This is a genomic window from Corallococcus praedator (genome assembly GCF_003612125.1).
Classification (GTDB): domain Bacteria; phylum Myxococcota; class Myxococcia; order Myxococcales; family Myxococcaceae; genus Corallococcus; species Corallococcus praedator.
In genome coordinates this window covers 34,427-53,297 of sequence record NZ_RAWI01000019.1, presented here as the reverse complement: position 1 = coordinate 53,297, position 18,871 = coordinate 34,427, and the positions used below count along the sequence as shown (strand labels likewise).

The following is an 18,871-nucleotide window of genomic DNA, read 5'->3' as shown; positions in this document are numbered from 1 at the left end:
ACCGGCCGGCCTTCATCAGCTCGACGACCCGCTCACGGAACTCCGGAGGGTATGGGGGGCGTGACTTCGGCATCGTGGGACCCTTTTCGCACAGCGGGTGGGACTCCACGAAACCGGGGCAACTTCAAGGTGGTCCTTCACCGCCTCGTACAGCACCGTCCCCTCCGGCGGCCTCCGCCGGTACGCCCACCCGCGCTCCGCCACCCGCTCCTCCCCTGCCACACCTTTCCAGGGCACACGCGACTGTCCGCCTCCCATGGGGTTCTCGTGAGCCCTGGGAGACCGGGGAACTCAGGCCGCTTGCGTTCAAGCAGATTGCCCCTGTTGGGCCGCATGTGCCCCCAGTGTGCCCCTCCAGCGGGGTTAAGAACGGGACGAGACGGGACAAAACGGGACGGAGCGGGGGAACGATCCGGTGTGAGATCAAGGCATTAGCCGGTGACAGCGCGACCTGCTTAGGGTTTTTGCTTCCGCCTTGAGGCGGGTTCGATTCCCGCCGCTCCCAAGCAGACCGCGCGTGGTGACTGGAGACATCAGGGAATGACGGCGGTCATCAGGCCGAGCCGCGCGGAGCCGCGTTGGTGCGCATCCAAGCCGAGGAAGATCAATGGATTGCGCGTCCCCCCAGGCCTCCAGGGCCCTGGCACGCCCGCTGCTATGGGTGGACTCAACGCTGAACGCGGCAACCACCCTCTTCTTCTGAAACGAGTTCCCCCATGAAGGTCTCCTCTGCTCGCGGCTCCTCCACCAACGCCATCCGCCGTCCCCCCGCGCAGGACATCCCGTCTTCCAAGCCGAACTCGCCCAACGCCCCCCAGAAGCCGGACTCCAAGCTCTCCTCTCCCAACTCGCCCAACGCCCCCCAGAAGCCGGACTCTAAGCTCTCCTCTCCCAACTCGCCCAACGCCCCCCAGAAGCCGGACTCCAAGCCCTCCTCGCCCAACGCTCCGAACGGCCCCCAGAAGCCGGACTCCAGGTTCTCCAAGTCCTCGCTCCTCGACACCGCGACCCAGCTGCCTGACGCCATGCTCTCCGCGTCCTCGCTGCTCAACGGCGCCCAGCAGCCTGACGCCATGCTCTCCGCGCCCTCGCTGCCCAGCGGCGCCCAGCGGCCTGACTCCAAGCTCTCCTCGCCCCTGATGCAGTCGCTCCAGGCGGACGGTTTCTCCACCGGCGGCTCCAGCAAGACCGAGAGCATCGGCAAGCTGCTGGAGGGCATCACCTCCGTGATCAGCAGCATCACGGAGCTGGTGCAGGCCGCCACCCAGGGCGTGCAGGCGGTCTCCCAGGGCGTGCAGGGCGTGGCCCAGGGCGTGACGGGCGTCGTCGGCGCCGTTGGCACCGCGGGCAGCTCGCTGCTCGGTGGCGCGCTCGGGCAGGCCCACTCGGATCCGACGGCCGGCATGAGCCAGTCCCCCACCATCGAGTAATCCGACGGCGCCCCGCTTCGGATGAAACAAGAAGCCCCTTTCCAGCACGGGCCGGAAAGGGGCTTCGTCATCACGAAGACCCGGTTGGATCGCTCTCGCCAGAGGCGCCGAGCGGCGGGTTCGATTCCCTCCGCCTCCCCGCAGAACAACCGCCCCTTTCAATCTTCCACTGTGGATAAGAGGAGGGGGCTTGTATTTCGGGATCCAATCGGGCTTTCGCTACGCTTTCATTTCGATGACACGTCGGACCTGGCCTCCCACCTGCTTCATCCAAACGCTCACTTCGCGCCTTGCTTGCCAAATACCGGCGCAGAGTCCTCCCAGATAAAATCTTCGAGCGCCTGAATGGCCGCCGTGCTCAAGCCCAGGTCCTGAAGCGGCCAATACTCAATCGTCAGGGTCTTCTTCCATAGCGATACAGGCGCCCACATCGACAGATGCATCGCAAAAGTCGTTGGACTGTGCTTGCCGAAATGCTGCCTAAGCCGTGGCGTAAGATCGTTGGCTTTGCCGACGTACAAGCACGCCTTTCCCTCATAGCCGTTCAGCCGAGCCATCTGGTACTCGTGCTTGACTTTTGCACCAGCACCGATGTTCTTGTGCTCGACTGCCACCGCTTTGCGTCGTTCGTGCTCGCTCTGCGCCAAGCGCCACAATTCGCCAGCAACGGCAGTTGCTGCACCAATCCGGTAGATCGCCGGGCACTTCTTCGGCCAGCCGCCTTCATAGAGCGTTTCAGGACGTTTGCAGGCCGCGACCTCAGCGACCGTTGTAGTCAGACTCTCCGGCATTGGCAACTGGACAGGGCGCAACTCATCGGCAATAGCAAGCAGGCGATCTGCGGCGCTCGCGGGATAACCTCGAATCACCTCCCCCGGCGCAGCCGAAATATTCTCTGACTTTTCAATGACAGCTTTCATTTATCTCTCCCCTGCGAATATCCCTTGGGGTGACAGGGCGGGGTCATCAATCATTGGACGCGATGAGGTTTAAGTTTCTCGTAGAGAGCCTTTGCCATCTTGGTTTCGAGTTCAATGGTGCCATACTGGAGCCGGGCAACGTAGGGCTGGAAGTCCCTGGGCCCCAATGCTGCTCGACGAGCGTGCGTAGCACCGGAGCCTGATCATCATCACCCTGAGTTCTTCACGAAGGTCGCGAGACGTCATCAGGACTTCATCCGCCAACTGCCCTATGCGTCGCGCGCCCGCTACCGGAACTTCGTGGCATTGGGGTCTGTCACGGGGCATCCGCGGCTCTCGGACCCGGGCTGGTACCGGCTGACCGAGGCGTTCTGGACGTTCTACTCGCGGGCCTCCGACCCGGAGGCGCAGCGCAAGCCGGTGTTCATCCAGCAGGTCCTCACCACAGTGTCCACGCTGCTGCTCCTCAACCAGCACGGACTCAAGCTCAGCCCCGAGGAGAAGCAGGACCCCGAAATCCAGACGGCCCTGCGCGCCGTGAACCTGGCCGAGCTGCTCGACTGAGCTTGCCTCTAGCCGTAGGGCGTCTTCTCCTCGTGCCGCTGGAAGGGGTACGCGAGCTGCCCCAGGTACGTCTCCGGAGGCTGGAACTTCGTGGTTCCGTAGCGCGAAGGCCAGTGCTTCGGCTGGTAGGCGGTGCCGAAAATGACGTCAATGAATGACAGGAAGACGGCGAAGTTCTTGTCGATGCCCTCGTCATCCGACGTGTGGTGCCAGTGATGGAACTCCGGCGTCGCGAACACCCAGCGCAGGTACGGCCAGCGGTGATTGACGTTGGCGTGGATGTACACCGCGTGGAACGACACGAAGACCAGGTAGCCGTAGATGGCGGACGGATGGAAGCCCAGCAGGAACACCGGAACGAAGCCCGCGAAGCGGTTGACCAGCACGTCCACCAGGTGGCTGCGGGAGCTGGCCAGCCAGTCCATGTGCAGCGTGGAGTGGTGGATGGCGTGGAAGTTCCACATCCACCCGAAGGTGTGGAAGGCCCGGTGCACCCAGTAGCTCACCAGGTCCACCACGAGCAGGATTTCAAAGAACTGGAGCCACACGGGCTGCGCGGCGACGTGCGCCTGGAAGTCCATCTTCACGGCCCAGGACAGGAACACCTGCACGGGGATGAGCACCGCGAAGGAGATGAGCTGCACGCTCACGTGGCTGACGAAGAAGTGCTTCAGGTCCGTCTGCCAGCCAGTACGGAAGATCTTCTGCTCATTCAGCGCCCACAGCCGCTCCATGGGGATGAACACCAGCCCCAGCACCAGCAGGTCCAACGCGAAGAAGTCCAGGCCCGCACTCATCGCCCGGGGCCGGTGGGTGAGCGGCTCCGCCTCCCCGCCGCCCAGGAGCAGCGCCACCAGCGCGAGCACCATGGCGATGCCGCCGTGCGCCTTGGAGCGCAGCGTCAGCACGCTGAAGGCACCCAGCAGGAAGGTGACGATGATGGACACCTGGAGGATGCCCCGAAAGACATCCAGGTGCTCGGCGTAGAAGGCGCGGCCGTCGTTGGAGACGAGCACGTGGGGAAAGAGGAAGCAGAACTCGGCGACGACGCACAGCACGCCGAGCAGCCCGCCGGTGACGCCGGCGCGCTTGCCCAGGTCGATGCGCCGGGCGGGCGCGAGAAGGATGTCCAAGGAAACCGTCCAGAAGGAAGAAGCCGGGCGCAAGCCTACGCCACTTCCGTGAAGGTCCGGCCCCCCTGGCCCGCGGCCCGGCTTGCTCCCTTCGCCGCCGCTTCCTAGGATTTCGACCTTCGCGGCCTCCACGCATCGCCAGGAGCCATTTCCATGCGTTACACGCGCAAGAACATCTCCGTGCTGCTCGACACCGTGCAGGGCAGCCCCGACGTCATGGGCTTCTGGACGTCAAACTTCGGCGGCTCCGCGTTCACCCTGGTCCCCTCCCCCGGAGGCATGATCTGGCAGGACGTCTACGCGCCTGGCAACCAGGCCTGCGAGGACGGCATTCCGTACGGCACCGAGGACGGCATGAACAATCACTGCGGCGGCGCCGGCTACTAAATGGCGGGCAGCTCGGCTCTTGTAGAGCGCACTCGACGGGCGGCATGGCGTCTGCCTGGCCATGCCGCTCGCGGTGGAGTCCTGCTCCTGAAGCGCCTGCCCTTCGCCTGCGTCAGACCGCGTCCTGGATGTTCCCCAGGTACGTGTCGATGCCGTGCTTGCCGTCGGTGCCGAACACCTCTCCGCTCGCCCCGGGCGAATCGAAGGTGTGGATGGTCGCGCCTTCCGGAGCCTGCATGGACGGGCCACCGTTGATGATGCCCACGCCCGGGAACATGCCGGACACGATGCCGGTGACGATGTCCGTGACGGGGTTGAACTCGTGCGAGCCCAGCCACGTCGGCACGGGGTCCTGGTTGTTGACGTAGAACGTGTAGTTCGGCCCGTCCGGGAACGTCTTGCCCGCGCCCGCGAACATGGTGGCGTTCACGTTGCCGAGCAGCGCCTCGCGCTTGTCCCGGTTGCCGTCCCCGAGGATGGGCAGGTTGCCCCAGAAGCCGCCCATGTCGTTCTTGATGCGGTTGTCCACCTCGCGCAGCGCGCTGGACACGATGGCGCCACCCTGGCTGTAGCCGGTGACGTTGACCTTCTTGCCCGCCTGCAGGTCCTTGTAGATGGCGTCCGCCAGCGTCTGCGCCGCCTTGTTGTTCCCAAACCCCAGCCGGTCCATGCCCGTCTGCACGACGTCCTCGCGCAGGCTCTCCGAGGCGTTGTAGATGGGCACCACGTTGGTGCCCGTCTCGTTCGCCATCTTCTGGGCCTCGCTGGTGGCGCTGCCCTGCGGGGTCTGGATGCCGTTGACGTGGTACGTCGTCGGCGTGGGGCTGGCGATGGGCGAATCCGGCCGGAACGGCGGCACCTCCGACACGGAGAACTTGTCCGGCGGGTACGCGTAGCCGTCCGAACCCAGGTACATGCCGTCGTACGTCGTCGGGTCGGCGGATTCGTCGATCTTCAGCGCCCCGCGCGCCTCCTTCGTCGCATCGGACAGCACCACCGTGCCAGCCTGCACCGTGCCCGTGTTGGACTGGACGGGGGGCAGGTTCGCGTTGCCCGGCGTGGGGCCCGAGGACCGGGCGCTCTTCGCCTCGAAGACGTCCGCGCGCGCCAGGGGGCGGGCCACCTGGTTCTTCGCGGCGGCCGGTGCGGCCTGGGTGTCCACGGGACGCGGCGTCACCGGGCGGATGCTGCCTTTGCCTACTCCGTCGATGCCCATGGTCAGGTCCTCAGGATTCTCGGGTTCCAGGGAGTTATCGGAGCCTGAGAGAAAGAGTTGCCTGCCAGGTCAACGGAGGACCGCTCAGCTCCGCCAGAAGCGGCGCACCCAGGGATCCGTCTGCTCGTCCTGGGCGAAGCGGGCCAGGAGCGGCGGCAGATGCTCCTCGGCGATGCGCAGCCGGCTGAGCTTCTCACGCACCTCGAACTTGCGCGTCAGCCCGAGCAGGGCCTCGCGTTCGGCGAGGGTGAGGTCCGGGTGCCAGCAGTCCGCGATGAGGATGACGCGGCGCTCCTGGCTGCGGTTCCACGTCTCGTGCTCGAAGGAGTCGTGGAAGGTGAGCACGCGGCCCTGCTCCCAGTGCCGCGATTCGGTGCCCACGCGGATGCCACAGCCCTCCGCCGGAATCTGGAGCCCCAGCTGGAAGCGCATCCGGAAGCCGTCCCAGCTGCAATGCGGGGTCAGCGTCGTGCCCGGCGCGTGCGAGGAGAAGAGCACGTCCGCGAGCGGCAGCGCGGTGCACTCGCCCTCCAGCGACTGCACGGCCTCGGCCGTCTCGTCCATCGCGAGCTGGGGCCACAGGAGCCGGTCGACGCGCTCGCCCGCGAAGAACACGGGGTGCACCGACCAGCGCCCCGACCCGACGATGCCACCTTCGTAGTGCATCAGCTCCGCGGTCTGAAGCCGCGCCAGGTCCCGCTGCACCGCCGCGAGACAGCCCTCCAGGGCCTTCGCCGCGGGAGGCGGTGGGTCGCGCCACGGCCGCTCGTCCAGGCCGGGGAACGGCGGAAAGATGGAGGGGGCATGGCCCGGGACCGAGGGAGGCAGGGGAATCTGCCCCGTCAGCATCCGGAGGTATTCCTTCAGCCGATCCAGCTCCGGGCCCGCGCGCAGGACGGAGTCGACGTAGCCGCCCTGCACGGCCAGCTCGACGATCTGCCGGCGCAGCCACGCGGTGACTTCCTGCATCTCCTGGTCGAACATGGCCTCTCCTTGAGAGCAGAGCCTTAGCCCGCTGGCGCGTGCACCGTCCAGGTCCCCCCCGGACAGGTGCACGCGCCGACCCCGACGCGGAGGACGTCCCGTGTCCCTATCGACGCTCGACGTGGGTCATGCCGTAGGGCTCGTAGCGTGACGGGAGGCTCGACCGCTGGGCCTCCGCCGCCGCCGCCGCGCGCTCACGCGCGGGCGAGTTCGGGCAGGATGGAGCGCATGCTCATGAGCTCCGTGGTGATGGTGGTGCTGCTCGCGACTCCAGCGCCCGCGCCTGCTTCCCCCCAGGCGAAGACGTGGAAGGTGACCGGCTCGGAGGTGACGTTCGAGCAGTCTCCGAAGGACCTCCGCGCCCTGCGCGGAGGCAAGGAGGTCTTCGGCCTGCGGTCGCGCGAGAAGGAATTCCTCTCCAACTTCGAGTCCGATGCGGACACGGACACGTCCAACTGGGAGGGTTTCGAGTCCTACAAGGTGTTGTCGGTGGTGGGCCCGTGGGTGAGCTACGAGACCTCCATCTCGGGTTACACCGGCGGCGCGCACCCGTACGCGCACGAGAACTACGTCACCCAGGACGTATCGAAGGACCCAGGCGCCTTCTCGCTGCTCGACGCGTTCGCGGAGAAGGACGTGCTCAAGGCGCTCAAGGCGGACGCGTTCGTGCGCAAGCACATCCGCGACGACGACGCGTTCAAGAAGGCCCGGACGGTACAGGCGATGCTGGAGAGCCTGGACCCCGGTGAGGACTGCGTAGGCTTTTCATCCGGGCTCGACGCGGTGAAGCGCTCCGTGGCGTTCCACCACCTGGAGGCCCACAAGGTCGCCGTGCGCATCGCGTTCGGCTACGACAACGAGTCGTGCCGGGGGAACAAGTTCGTCGTGGGCGTGCTGCTGCCCCTCCCCGTGGCGCTGCGGCCAGCGTTCGAGCGCGCGGCGAAGCGCGAAGAGGGCTTCCTGATGAAGGACGCGAAGGCCGCGCAGGCTCCGTCCGTGGACTTCGCCTGGGAGCCGTCCGACGCCAAGAAGCCCTGAGCAGCCACGTCACGAAGGCCGCCGCCCCTTCCAGGCAACCGACCCAGGAGCCGTCGATACGTTGCAAGAACAGGTGAGAGCACCCGACGGAAGGACGTCTGTCTTCACGGCGCGAATCGAACCTCCTGGCCAGAATGTTCCCTGGGCAAGCAAGGAGCCTGTGCACTCAACGGGAAGAGGAATGGCGCCGTGCGCCATAGGGAGATGGCTTCAGTCTCCATCCAGTTTTCCTCGAAACAGGAACAAGTTGAACGTCATTTTTAGGAGGCCTACCGTTTCAGCGCCGTGCTTCGTAGCGCTGAAACGAGACACGGGATTCAACCACCCATTCACCCTGGAGGATTGAGATGACTCTCTCTGTCAACAAGGCAGGACGTGCGTTGCTCGCCATGGTCACCGGCGCGGCCTTGTCGTTCGGCGTCACGATGGCATTTTCCACGCCCGCGCAAGCCTCCCAGGTGGAGTGCAGCCCCGTGGACTGCAACCAGAGCTGTCAGGGCAAGGGCTTCCGGCTGGGCAAGTGCGTCAACGCCGCCTGCACCTGCTTCTGAACGACGCACCCTCGCGAATTACACGGGGCATCAGGCCGCGCGCCGGGTCCACCCGGCGCGCGGTGTTCCCCCTTCTGCGTGGAATCCCCCATCCCGTCGCGACGCCAGACATGGCATGGTGCGGTCCATGGGGCAGCCCATGGCCGGATGGGCTGTGATGAGGAAGCGCGGACCATGCATTCAAGTCTGGAAGAGAAGTCCCGAGGGGGCTGGACGGCTGGCGTCCTGTTGGGCGTGCTGCTGGTCCTGGGAGCCTGCGACAAGGATCCGGATGACATCCCGGCGTTGCAGCCCGGCGCCCAGGGGGAGTCCGCGGTCACGGCGCCCGAGGGGGCCCGTTTCGAGCTCGCCGTACGGGGGGGCCAGCGATACCGGTTCGACTGCACGCCCATCTCCCTGACGGGGTGTCGGGTCCAGCTGCGCGACGCGAAGTCGCTGGAACCCGTAGGCGACGCGCAGGCCTCCAGCCTGAGGAATGTGCTGTCCTTCTTCTGGACGGCGGACGCGGAGGGTCGCGTCGTGGTGGAGGTGCAGTCCGCCCCGACGGGCAAGACGGGGCAGTTCCTGTATGCGTTCACGGAAGCGGTCGATGACGCGGGCGGCTCCGTCGCCGAGGCCGTCTCGCGGCCGGTGGACACGACCCCGACGGAATTCACTGGGTTCCTGGAGTCCCGCGACGACGCGGACGCCTGGCGTCTCTCCCTCCCCGCGAACCACGTCCTGCGCGCGGTCTGCAAGGATGCGGAGATAACCAATCCAGCCCCCGACATGGAGGTCGTCCTCCCGGACGGCACGTCCCTGGGCCGGTTCAACGCCACCGAGTCCGCCCGGCTCGCCTATTGGATGGGCGCCAAGAGCCCCAACGGGGGCGACCTGATCCTGCTCGTCCAGGCCAGTTCCGCCATGCGTGCCGGCTCGGCCCGCTACACCTGTCAGGTCTGGGACACCGGACCGGATGATCATCCGGATGCGCCGCCCGCCACCACCCTGTTGAGGATGCCCGGGGCCGTGGACGTCATGCTCTACTCCGAGAAGGACATCGACGTGCTGGCGGCGGACCTCCTGGAGGGCCACCAGTACCTCCTGCGGGAGGGCAGTCCGCGGTCGGACCCCTACTACTGCGCCACCACGGTGACGAATGCACAGGGCGTGGTGCTGGGCACGAACCTGCGCAGCGACCGCACCGGCGTCGTCTTCACGGCGCCCGCCACCGGTCGGTACGAACTCTCGCTCCAACGCGCTCGCGGCGAAGCGCCGGAGACGTGGTTCATTCCGGGGGGCTTCACCTATGCCATCTCGGACATCACGCCTCCATAGGCGCCCTGACGGCGCCGGATGTGGCATTCTCTGACAGTGCCAGCCCATGGCCGGGTGGGTTGGTTTTGGGGAAATACGCAAATGCATTCAATTCTGGAAAAGAAGTCCCGAGGGGGCTGGACGCTGGGCGTCCTGCTGGGGCTGGCGCTGGCGCTGGGGGCGTGTGGCAAGGATCTGGATGACGCGCCGGGGTTGAAACCGGGAGCGCATGGAGAGGCGGAGGTCACCGGGCCCGAGGGCGTCCGCTTCGAGCTCGCCGTGCGGGCCGGTCAGCTCTACCGGTTCGTCTGCACGGCCACCACGCTGTCGGGGTGTCAGGTCCAGCGGCTCGACGCGACGTCGCTGGAGCCCGTGGGTGAGGCCCTGTCCTCCCGTGAGACGAAGCAGGCCGATTTCTTCTGGACGGCGGACGCGGACGGCCTCGTCGTGATGGAGGTGCGCTCCGTCACGGACGGCGAAACGGGAGGCTTCCTCTACATCTTCACGGAGGCCAGCGATGACGCGGGCGACTCCCCGGACACGGCCGTCTCGCAGCCGGTGACGGAGACGGAGTACACCTTCGAGGGCTTCCTGGAGACCCCCGGCGACGTGGACGCCTGGCGGATCTCCATCCCCACGAACCACGTCCTGCGCGCCTATTGCAGCGGGACCCGTGACAATCCCTTCATGGAAGTGATCCGCCCGGATGGCACGTCGTTGGGCACGTTCACGGCGTCCTACTCCATCACAGACGTCCTGGAGCTGGGTGCCAAGAATGCCGTGGGCGGTGACCTCATCCTGCTCATCCGCCCCAGCAGCTCCACCGCTCCGGTGACGACCCGCTATCTCTGCCGGGTTCGTGACATCGGGCCGGACGACCACCCGGATGCGCCGCCCGAAGCCACGGCGGTGACGGTGCCCGCGCGGTTGAGCGTCGACTTCATGTCCGTCAAGGACGTCGACGTGCTGGCGGTGGACCTCGTCGGGGGCCGCGATTACCTGCTGAAGAGTGATGGCGGCTCCAGCCCCTACTATTGCGCGACCACGGTGATGGATGCCCAGGGCCAGGTGCTGAAGACAGACCTGCCAAGCGACAAGACTGGCGTCACGTACACGGCGCCCACCACCGGCAGGTATTTCCTCGCGCTCAAGCGGGTCCGCGGTTCTGGCATCTGGAAGTGGTGGATTCCGGAGGGATTCCTCTTCGCCATCACCGACGTCACCCCGGAGTGAACCGGGCGTGACACGTTCTGCTACTGCCACGAGCCTTTGTGGCCCGGAGCGCTACAGCGACCGGATCCGTCAGCGACCTGGGGCCTGGAATTGCAGGGTGGGCCCGGCTTCCACGTCCTGGCGCGCGTGATGCAGGGGTGCGCCCCCTGTCGCAGGGCCCTTGTGCCCCGCGACAGGGCTTCCCCGCTGGAGGGAAGCCCCCCATTCCCGAGGTCGAACACATGCGGATGATGAAGACAGGTCACGTGGTCGCGGCGGCGTTCCTTTCCCTGGTGGGTTGCCAGGGCCAGGACGAGGGCACGAAGGCCGTGGGCACCCAGCAGGCCCAGGCCCAGGCGACGTGCGTCGAGCAGTTCAATGGCATCCAGAGCTGTGCGACCGGTGGGGCGTCCCTTGAGTCCACCGACGAAGGGCTCCGGGTCACCGGGCTGTCCAACCCCCAGACGGATGGCCTCTCCAGCCACTTCGGCGGCGCGGTCGCCTGGCGGCAGAACGCCACGGCGAACATCGGCGGCGGGCAGGGCCGGTTCGCGTTCGCGGCGCGGGATGGCGACCAGGTGGTGAGCACGCTGGGCATCGCGCCGGACGCGGACGGGACGGGGGTGACGTTCGCGCCTGCCTTCACCGGCACGGCGGGCGGCTCCGAGTTCCAGGTGCGCGTCTTCCAGGGCGGCGTCTTGCAGGGCGAAGGTACGGGCGGCCCGGGGCCGGCGGCCCGCTGGCACGTGTACACCAACTGGCTGGGAGACGTGGTGATGGTCTCCGACTTCTACCTGCGGGAGCACGGCCCCATCCTGCCGTTCCCGTTCCGCAACGCGCCCCATGCCGCGCAGGAGCAGGGCGCTTGCGTCTGGCGCTTCCAGTTCCCCGGGAGGACCTTCACGGTGGAGGTGGACGGCGCCCAGCTCACGGGCGACGCCATCGAGTTCACGGAGACGATTGGCACGGGTGCCTATCCCTACCGCCACTTCTCCGGCATCGACGTGACGGGCTCCGCGGGCGCCTTCACGGTCCACGGTGAACTCGCCCTGAACGCGAACGGGCAGGCGCGGTAGGCCTTCCCGGCCCGGACGCTGTTTCAGTGTCAACGGGCCGGTCCGCCGGGCGGCTGAGACAACGCCGCCCGGTTCTCCTTCAGCGCGCATCCAGGATGCAAGCCATTGCGCGCCCCTTTCCCAGACAATGACTGCCTCCCCCGGGGATGAGCCGTCGTCCGGAATCCGGATGCGGCACGCCGGGCCCTGTCCTTCAGGTGACGCCGGGATTGCCCCGCGGTGGTGCCTCCCTCACGGAAGACACGCCCCGTTCGTTCAGGGTCGCGTGGGCCGGAAGCGGAGGTATCACATGGAAGGCGTCGTGAGCAGGCTTTGGAGTGTCTGGCTGGGATTGCTTTTAAGCATCACCGCGTGCGGCCCGGAGTTGGACTCTTCCGAGTCCTTGTCACGCCAGTCGTCCGCACTGGTCGCAGCCCCCCGGGTGGCGGCCGGGGTCTCCCACGCATTGGCGGTCCGTCCGGACGGCACCGTCTGGGCTTCGGGCCTCAACGTCTTCGGCGCGCTGGGGGACGGCACCACCGTCCAGCGCGCCAGCCCGGTGCGCGTCCCCGGGCTCACCTTCGTGAACGCCGTGGCCGCCGGGCGGAACTTCTCCGTGGCGCTGCGCGCGGATGGCACCGTCTGGACCTGGGGCTCGAACGGCTACGGACAACTGGGAGACGGCACCACCTCCAGCCGCACCACGCCCGTGCAGGTGGTGGGCCTCACGAGCGTGGTGTCCGTGGGGGCCGGTGACAGCCACGTCGTCGCCGTGCGCTCGGATGGCACCGTGTGGACCTGGGGCTACAACGGGCAGGGCCAGCTGGGCTCCGGCACCCTGACGAACCGCTCCACGCCGGGTCTGGTCTCCGGGCTGTCCGGCGTCGCCGCCGTGACAGCGGGCTCCAACCACTGCCTGGCGCTGCGCTCGGATGGGACGCTGCGGGCCTGGGGCTGGAACATCTACGGACAGTTGGGGGACGGCTCCACCACCGATCGCACCCTGCCCGTCACCGTCCCGGGCCTCACACAGGTGACGACGTTCTCCGGCGGCGGCTACCACTCGCTCGCGGTGACCTCGGACGGGTCTGTCTGGGCCTGGGGCTCGAACAGCTACGGACAACTGGGGACGGGCAACTTCGCCTTCAGCAACGTGCCCGTGCGCCTCAACGCCAAGGATTCGACCGTGTCGGTGGCGGCGGGCGGCTACCACTCGCTCGCGGTGCGCTCGGACGGCACCGTCCGGGCATGGGGACAGAACACCTGGGGCGAGCTGGGCGACGACACCCGGACTGTCCGCACGTCCCCGGTCGCCGTGTCGGGCCTCTCCGGCGCCGTCTCCATCGCCGCGGGCTGGGGCTTCTCCCTGGGCGCGCTGGGAAACGGGACGCTGTGGGCCTGGGGCACCTCCGATGTGGGCCAGAGAGGCGACGGCACGTCCGGGACGCGCGTCACCCCGACGATGGTGTCGGGACTCAGCGGCGTGTCGAAGGTGGCCGCGGGCGCCTCGCACACCCTGGCGACGCGCTCGGATGGTTCCGTCTGGGCCTGGGGCGCGAACAACCTGGGCCAGTTGGGGCTTGGCCACTTGAGCAACCGCGCCCTGGCCACCCAGCTTCCGAGCCTGAACTTCGCGACGGGCGTGGCGGCGGGAGGCACGCACTCGGTGGCGCTGCGCTCCGACGGCACGGTGTGGACCTGGGGAGGCAATGACACGGGGCAGTTGGGCAACGGCACCACCGTGGGCAGCAGCCTTCCGGCGCAGGTGGCGGGCCTGGGCAGCATCATCGCGGTGGCGGCCGGCTACCGGCACACCCTCGCGCTGCGCGCCGACGGCACCGTCTGGGCCTGGGGCTACAACGCCCTGGGCGCGCTCGGCGACGGCACGAACGTGAACCGATGGAGCCCGGTGCAGGTGGTGGGTCTGTCCAGCGTCGTGTCCGTGGCGGCGGGACAGTCCCACAGCGTGGCGCTGCGCTCGGACGGCACCGTGTGGGCGTGGGGGATGAACTACAGCGGCCAGGTGGGCGACGGCAGCTTCACCCATCGCTCCGTGCCCGCGCTGGTGTCCGGGCTGTCCAGCGCCGTGTCCGTGGCGGCGGGCGGCGATTCGTCCTTCGCCATCCGCTCAGGCGGCACGCTCTGGGCGTGGGGAGAGAACGGCTACACCCAGTTGGGCGATGGCACCTTCACCAACCACTCCGTGCCCGCGCAGGTCCCCGGCTGGAGCGGGACGGGCGTCGTGGGGGCGGCGACGTACCACACCGTGGCGGCGCGCTCGGATGGCACGCTCTGGGGCTGGGGCGTCAACTTCAGCGGCTGCCTGGGCAATCCGGCCACCCTCGACAACTATGTCCCCACGCCGTCGCCCGTGGTGGGCCTGAGCGGGACCACCACCGTCGCCGTGGGAGAGGGGTTCACGCTGGGGCTGCGCTCGGATGGCACGCTCTGGGGCTTTGGCCTCAACTCCGACGGCCAGCTCGGCAGCGGCTACCCGGTCCACGCCTTCGTCCCCATCCGCTCCCTGCTGTACTGAGCAAGGCGTCGCCGGAGGTCCGCTGACGCGTCAGGGATTGCGCCTGATGCGTCAGCGGGGCGGTGGCGTGGGGGGCGCGCAAGCAGTTCCGCCCGGTTCGGGAGTGCGAGTCATTGGCGTGGCGGGTGCAGTGAGGTCCCAGCATCCGCCTGCTCGCGGATGTCACCCCCATCCCAAGGAACGCCCATGACCACCCTGTACGACGATCTGTTCTTCCGCACCAACATGTGGGACGTCGGGCAGCTTCCGTCTCCCCCGGATGCCTACGAGTCGCCGGACATCATCCCCTCCGGCATCTACCCCACCAACAACCCGCAGGCCTACTTCTCCAGCAACTACAACCAGGACGTGGGCCAGAGCCTGGTGATTGACGGCCCCAACTACATCTACCTGCGCACCAAGAACCTGGCCAGCGGCGCGCAGAGCGGAAAGGTGTCGCTGTATTACACGCCGACCAGCCTGCTGCTCTATCCCAACAAGTGGCAGAACAACGCGCTGAAGACGAGCGATCAGCAGCTCCAGGTCTTCGTCCAGGCCACCCAGCCGGGCGACATCGCCGTGACGGACAATCCCTTCGTCTGGGAGCCGTCCGCCATCAGCGGCGACCACTACTGCCTCATCAGCCGGGTCTCCACGCCCAAGCACGACAACCCCATCCCCCAGGTGGGCAGCTACACCGACCTGACGGCCTTCATCCTCAACAACCCGGGCTTCGGCTGGCGCAACGTCAGCCTCACGAGCGCCAACAGCCCGACCTTCGACACGACCGTGGACTACACCCAGGGGACGGAGGCCGGAAGCATCACGTTCCAGCTCGAGTGCACCAACGTGCCCGGCGGCGCCAGCGTCGCCTTCTCCGCGGGGACCCCGGGCCCGGATCCGCTCATTGTGTTGGAGAAGACGACCGTGCCCCAGAACAACGGGAGCTGGAACACGTCCGTCACCTGCGACGTGCCCGCCAACTACCAGACGAACATCACCTATTCGTACTGGGCCAATGGCACCACGCCCCAGCCGGGCTTCAAGCTCCGGCTCAAGGCCCTGTCCTATGTCGACCAGAGCAGCCAGTTCTTCCACCTGCTCCGCACGCCCCAGCAGCTCGGCGCGTCGCCGGAGCTGGCGCGGCGGATGAGCGCCCAGCGCGGCATCGTGCTCGGGTCGCACGTCACCATCGGTCGCTGAGACATCTCCCGCGCTGAGCAGGGCCCAGGCGGTCATCGGGACGGGTCGTGAGACCGTCACCGGTGGCCGCTTTTCTCATGCCTTCGAGCCCCCCGGGACACGACGAAACGGCCACCAGGGGCAGGCGTGACGCCCACCTCCGATGGCCGCTCGGGGTCAAACCCTGACTTCGTTCCTAGTTCTTCGTCACGCTGGCTTCGCTCAAAACCATGGACCAGTTGTCCATCAGGTCCACCTGCGACGTGCCCTGTCCCTGCGACTTGTACGTCAGCGACGCCTTCGTGTTCAGGTGGCTGGTCATGTAGATGAGCCGTTGCACCGCGGGCCCCGGCTGCGAGGGCTTGCCCTGGTCATCCAGCAGTGAGTCCCGGAAGCGCGCGTTGAGGTAGGACGGTGGGATGGTCTGGTAGTTCATCCGCACGCGGATGCCCTTCCACCCGCTCACCGCGGACAGCGGCACCTGGAAGGTGACGTGGTCCGTGCCCTTCGCCGGCGACGTGTTGAAGTCCGGGTCGCCGGAGACGCTGGTGTCCTTGGGCCCCAGCACGGTGCTGAGCGGCTCGGTGAGGTGCGCGAGCTGCTGGAGGTTCAGGCCGAGCAGCATCTCATCCGGCTTGCGCTGATCCGGGGCGATCCACCCCTCCGGCAGCAGGCGGTTGTCCTTCACCTCCTTGAACTGCTGGAGCTCCAGGCTGGTGAGACGGTTCATGTCGTCCACCGCGCGCAGCTCGTAGATCTGCGCCTGGTCCTGCCGGTTGATGACCTGATGGTTCGGCTGGAGCCCGGAAGCATCGGCGGTGAACTCGCTCGCGAGCAGCGCGCTGTCATCCGGCTTGCAGACGCCCGAGCAGATGACGCCCAGCGCGTTGGGCTGACCGGAGGCCCACAGCACCTTGCCGGAGGCGTCCGACACCTCGAACTGGAGGAACGCCCGGCGGAAGCCCGCGCCGCTGGGGAACTTGTGGCCCACGTTGCTGGTGACGGTGACGGGCACGGTCAGCATGCCGTTGTCTTCCTTGAACGAGTCCACGGAGACCAGGACCGCGGGCTGCGTCGGGTCGAAGATGCCCTGGGAGGTGTTCACCGCCAGGTCCAGGATGGACTGCTCCGCGTTGAGCAGGTTCTTCGCGAACGTGTAGTCGCGCTTGCCGTCCGTGAGCGGCGCCACCGAGCCATCCGGGAACTTCAGCGCGAGGAACACGTCGTCCACGCTCAGCGCGCGGCCGGGCTGGAAGGCCAGACGCAGCGCGCTCGTCCCGGCGGGAATCCGGGTGGGCGCACCCGCCTGCACGGGGATCCAGCGCTGCTGGCTCGCCGGCACGTTGAGGGAGCCCGCCGTGTTCGTCCAGGCGCCCTGCCCTGCCCGCTGCTGCAACGCGAGCGTGCCGCACGGCGCGACGCCGTCGCAGTAGACCGTGGCGCCCCACTGGACCACCGCCGCGCCCGCCGCCTTGTCGATGAGGGCCTGGTACGCGGACACGTCCACGGTCAGCGCCGCGCCGCCGCCCAGTTGGAAGAACTGCGCGCCATGGCTGGGATTGATGGTCTGCTTGGACAGGCCCTGCTGCTGGGCCACCACCGTGACCGTCACCCCGGAGTCCGGCACCCAGCCGTCGGCCGTGAGGTCCGCCTTGGGGCCGTCCTCCGCGCCCGGGTTGGTGACGAGGTTGGGCGTGCGCGCGAGGATCTCCGGGCTCTGGAGGTACGGCGGCACGCGCGAGTCCGGCTGCGCGTAGAAGTCCAGGCCCAGCACGTCCGGGAACTGCTGGAACATCTCATGGACGAACAGGTTGATGCCCAGCAGCGTGTGGCGGTTGTACTGCCGGGGCGGCAGGGTCTGGTTGTCACGGTAGAAGGCCGCCAGGGCCCCGTTCTGCTGCGCCACCTTCACGTTGCCGTCGAACGGCGAGTCGGGCTTGGTGATCTGCATGTGGCACGTCATGCAGGTGGACGTGGACTGGGCGTAGCCGCTGTTGAGCCACTCGAAGTAGGTCGTCTGCTCGTACGCCAGCTCCACGCAGGGGTCGGTGAGGAAGTCACCGGTGCTGCTGAAGGTCGTCTGGTTCTGCGCGCAGCTCGCGGGGCGCTGGTAGACGCCCTTGGCTTCCGCCTCCGCGATGGGCATCGAGGGCCGGTAGTTCGTGGGCACCTTGGGCAGGATGACGACGTGGCATGAGCCACACACCATGGAGTCGCGCAGGTAGCTGTGTCCGCCCACCGTGGCGGCCGTCTCCAGACTGAGCCCGGCGGCGGCCATGGGCTGCTTGTTCAGGTGCGTGTCCGGGCCCACGATGGTGCCCGGGCGCAGGTTCATGGACGACGTGAAGGGAAACGGCGGCGGCAGCACGGTCTCCGACGGCAGCTTGAGGCGGGCCGACACGTCATCGCCGAAGATGGTGCCGCTCGTGGTGCCGTAGAAGGCCGTGTAGTCCGTGCCGTTCCAGGGTTGCCCGCTGGAGGGCGCCACGGAGTGGCACGCGCTGCACGACACGCCGTCGCGCCCCAGCGCGCCCAGCACCGCCCGCTCCGGATCCGCCTGGGAGTTGTCCGGCGTCGCGTAGAGCAGGTCGTGCGTGAAGGGCCGGTGCTCGCTCTGCGCCTGGCGTTGGCCCAGCGGCGAGTGGCAGCGGAGGCAGAGGTTGTCCACCGTGGTGGGCTGGTGGGGCGACAGCTTCCGCGTGGTCTCCACCTGCGCGAGGAAGATGGGGTCGCGGCCCGCCAGGGCCTTCACCGAAGCGCTCCAGTCGCCGAACGGAGACCAGTTGGCCGCGAGCGGCAGGGGCGCGTTGGGATCCAGGAAGGACGGCGCCGTGTTGTCATTCCAGAACCGGTCCACCGCCGGCATCTGCCAGTAGGCCATGGTGGACAGGGCCTTGTAGGTGGGCGGCGCGTCGGAAGGCAGCGTGAGGTCGCCGCTGGCCAGCCAGTCCGCGTCATGGCAGGACTGGCACACCAGCGAGGAATTGAACCGCTGACTGCCCAGGTTCAAGCCATTGTGCGCGATGTCCAGGGTCCTGTTGGGCAGCGCGGCGAGTCCCCCCTTCGTCAGCGCCGGGAAGGTGACGCGGCCCTGCTTCGCATAGAAGTCGAGGAACCGCTGGGCCTGGGCATCCCCCTCGTCCAGCGGCGAGGTCAGCTTGTTGCCGTGGGGAAAGACGGGATAGGGCGTGGGCACCGTGCCCGGCGTGGGAACCGAGACGACGTTGACTGCGTTTGCGTCCTCGCGCGTGGGCGGAGGACGGGTGGAGTCGGAGACCTGGGAGTCCCCTCCTCGCTGTCCGACCAGGGCCACGGCCACGGTCAGGGCGCTCACGCCTCCCAGCGCGAGCAGGAGATTTCGCTGACGACTTGTCTTCATGGATTTATC

General features: G+C 67.7%; 15 protein-coding genes. 10 read left to right on the top strand and 5 right to left on the bottom strand.

Annotation, left to right across the window (positions count from 1 at the left end):
- Positions 1–716: 716 nt before the first annotated feature.
- The gene (locus tag D7Y13_RS45095; RefSeq protein ID WP_147444162.1) at positions 717–1,430 is read left to right on the top strand and encodes a hypothetical protein; all 714 of its coding nucleotides are present in this window, start codon (positions 717–719) and stop codon (positions 1,428–1,430) included.
- 278 nt (positions 1,431–1,708) lie between these two features.
- Here D7Y13_RS45095 and D7Y13_RS45090 read toward each other — a convergent pair whose 3' ends face one another.
- On the bottom strand, positions 1,709–2,350 hold the full coding sequence (locus D7Y13_RS45090; protein ID WP_147444161.1) for a GIY-YIG nuclease family protein: 642 nt from the start codon (positions 2,348–2,350) through the stop codon (positions 1,709–1,711).
- A gap of 300 nt (positions 2,351–2,650) precedes the next feature.
- Here D7Y13_RS45090 and D7Y13_RS04410 point away from each other — a divergent pair, with 300 nt between their 5' ends.
- The gene (locus D7Y13_RS04410) at positions 2,651–2,914 is read left to right on the top strand and encodes a hypothetical protein (protein ID WP_147444160.1); all 264 of its coding nucleotides are present in this window, start codon (positions 2,651–2,653) and stop codon (positions 2,912–2,914) included.
- Positions 2,915–2,922: 8 nt separating this feature from the next.
- Here D7Y13_RS04410 and D7Y13_RS04405 read toward each other — a convergent pair whose 3' ends face one another.
- Positions 2,923–4,047 (bottom strand): sterol desaturase family protein, encoded by a 1,125-nt coding sequence (locus tag D7Y13_RS04405; protein WP_120531041.1) that lies wholly within the window; start codon positions 4,045–4,047, stop codon positions 2,923–2,925.
- A gap of 153 nt (positions 4,048–4,200) precedes the next feature.
- Here D7Y13_RS04405 and D7Y13_RS04400 point away from each other — a divergent pair, with 153 nt between their 5' ends.
- Positions 4,201–4,434, top strand: a complete 234-nt coding sequence (locus D7Y13_RS04400; RefSeq protein ID WP_120531040.1) for a hypothetical protein — start codon at positions 4,201–4,203, stop codon at positions 4,432–4,434.
- 112 nt (positions 4,435–4,546) lie between these two features.
- On the opposite strand, the gene D7Y13_RS04395 is transcribed toward D7Y13_RS04400, so the two are convergent.
- Together D7Y13_RS04395 and D7Y13_RS04390 are read right to left on the bottom strand one after the other, a co-directional pair.
- Entirely contained in the window at positions 4,547–5,650 is a 1,104-nt protein-coding gene (locus D7Y13_RS04395) for a PE-PPE domain-containing protein (RefSeq protein ID WP_120531039.1), read from the bottom strand.
- Between the two features lie 84 nt (positions 5,651–5,734).
- Positions 5,735–6,634, bottom strand: coding sequence for an aspartyl/asparaginyl beta-hydroxylase domain-containing protein (locus tag D7Y13_RS04390; protein ID WP_120582177.1), 900 nt, complete (start codon positions 6,632–6,634; stop codon positions 5,735–5,737).
- Between the two features lie 228 nt (positions 6,635–6,862).
- Between D7Y13_RS04390 and D7Y13_RS04385 the strand changes: the two genes are divergently transcribed.
- The 7 genes from D7Y13_RS04385 (at position 6,863) to D7Y13_RS04360 (ending at position 15,504) form a co-directional block, all read left to right on the top strand.
- On the top strand, positions 6,863–7,672 hold the full coding sequence (locus D7Y13_RS04385; RefSeq protein ID WP_233595264.1) for a polysaccharide deacetylase family protein: 810 nt from the start codon (positions 6,863–6,865) through the stop codon (positions 7,670–7,672).
- Positions 7,673–8,019: 347 nt separating this feature from the next.
- Positions 8,020–8,223, top strand: coding sequence for a hypothetical protein (locus D7Y13_RS45085; protein WP_147444159.1), 204 nt, complete (start codon positions 8,020–8,022; stop codon positions 8,221–8,223).
- Between the two features lie 174 nt (positions 8,224–8,397).
- Entirely contained in the window at positions 8,398–9,540 is a 1,143-nt protein-coding gene (locus D7Y13_RS04380) for a hypothetical protein (protein ID WP_120582175.1), read from the top strand.
- Between the two features lie 81 nt (positions 9,541–9,621).
- A complete protein-coding gene (locus tag D7Y13_RS04375) occupies positions 9,622–10,752 on the top strand; it encodes a hypothetical protein (RefSeq protein ID WP_120531035.1) in 1,131 nt (376 codons plus the stop codon).
- Positions 10,753–10,979: 227 nt separating this feature from the next.
- Positions 10,980–11,807, top strand: coding sequence for a hypothetical protein (locus D7Y13_RS04370; RefSeq protein WP_120582174.1), 828 nt, complete (start codon positions 10,980–10,982; stop codon positions 11,805–11,807).
- A gap of 301 nt (positions 11,808–12,108) precedes the next feature.
- Positions 12,109–14,322: an RCC1 domain-containing protein gene (locus D7Y13_RS04365; protein ID WP_233595263.1), complete on the top strand. Its 2,214-nt coding sequence runs from the start codon at positions 12,109–12,111 to the stop codon at positions 14,320–14,322.
- A 186-nt stretch (positions 14,323–14,508) separates the two neighbouring features.
- Positions 14,509–15,504: a hypothetical protein gene (locus D7Y13_RS04360; protein ID WP_120531032.1), complete on the top strand. Its 996-nt coding sequence runs from the start codon at positions 14,509–14,511 to the stop codon at positions 15,502–15,504.
- Positions 15,505–15,679: 175 nt separating this feature from the next.
- On the opposite strand, the gene D7Y13_RS04355 is transcribed toward D7Y13_RS04360, so the two are convergent.
- Complete coding sequence (locus D7Y13_RS04355) at positions 15,680–18,862, bottom strand: hypothetical protein (RefSeq protein ID WP_147444158.1); 3,183 nt, start codon at positions 18,860–18,862, stop codon at positions 15,680–15,682.
- Positions 18,863–18,871: the final 9 nt, after the last annotated feature.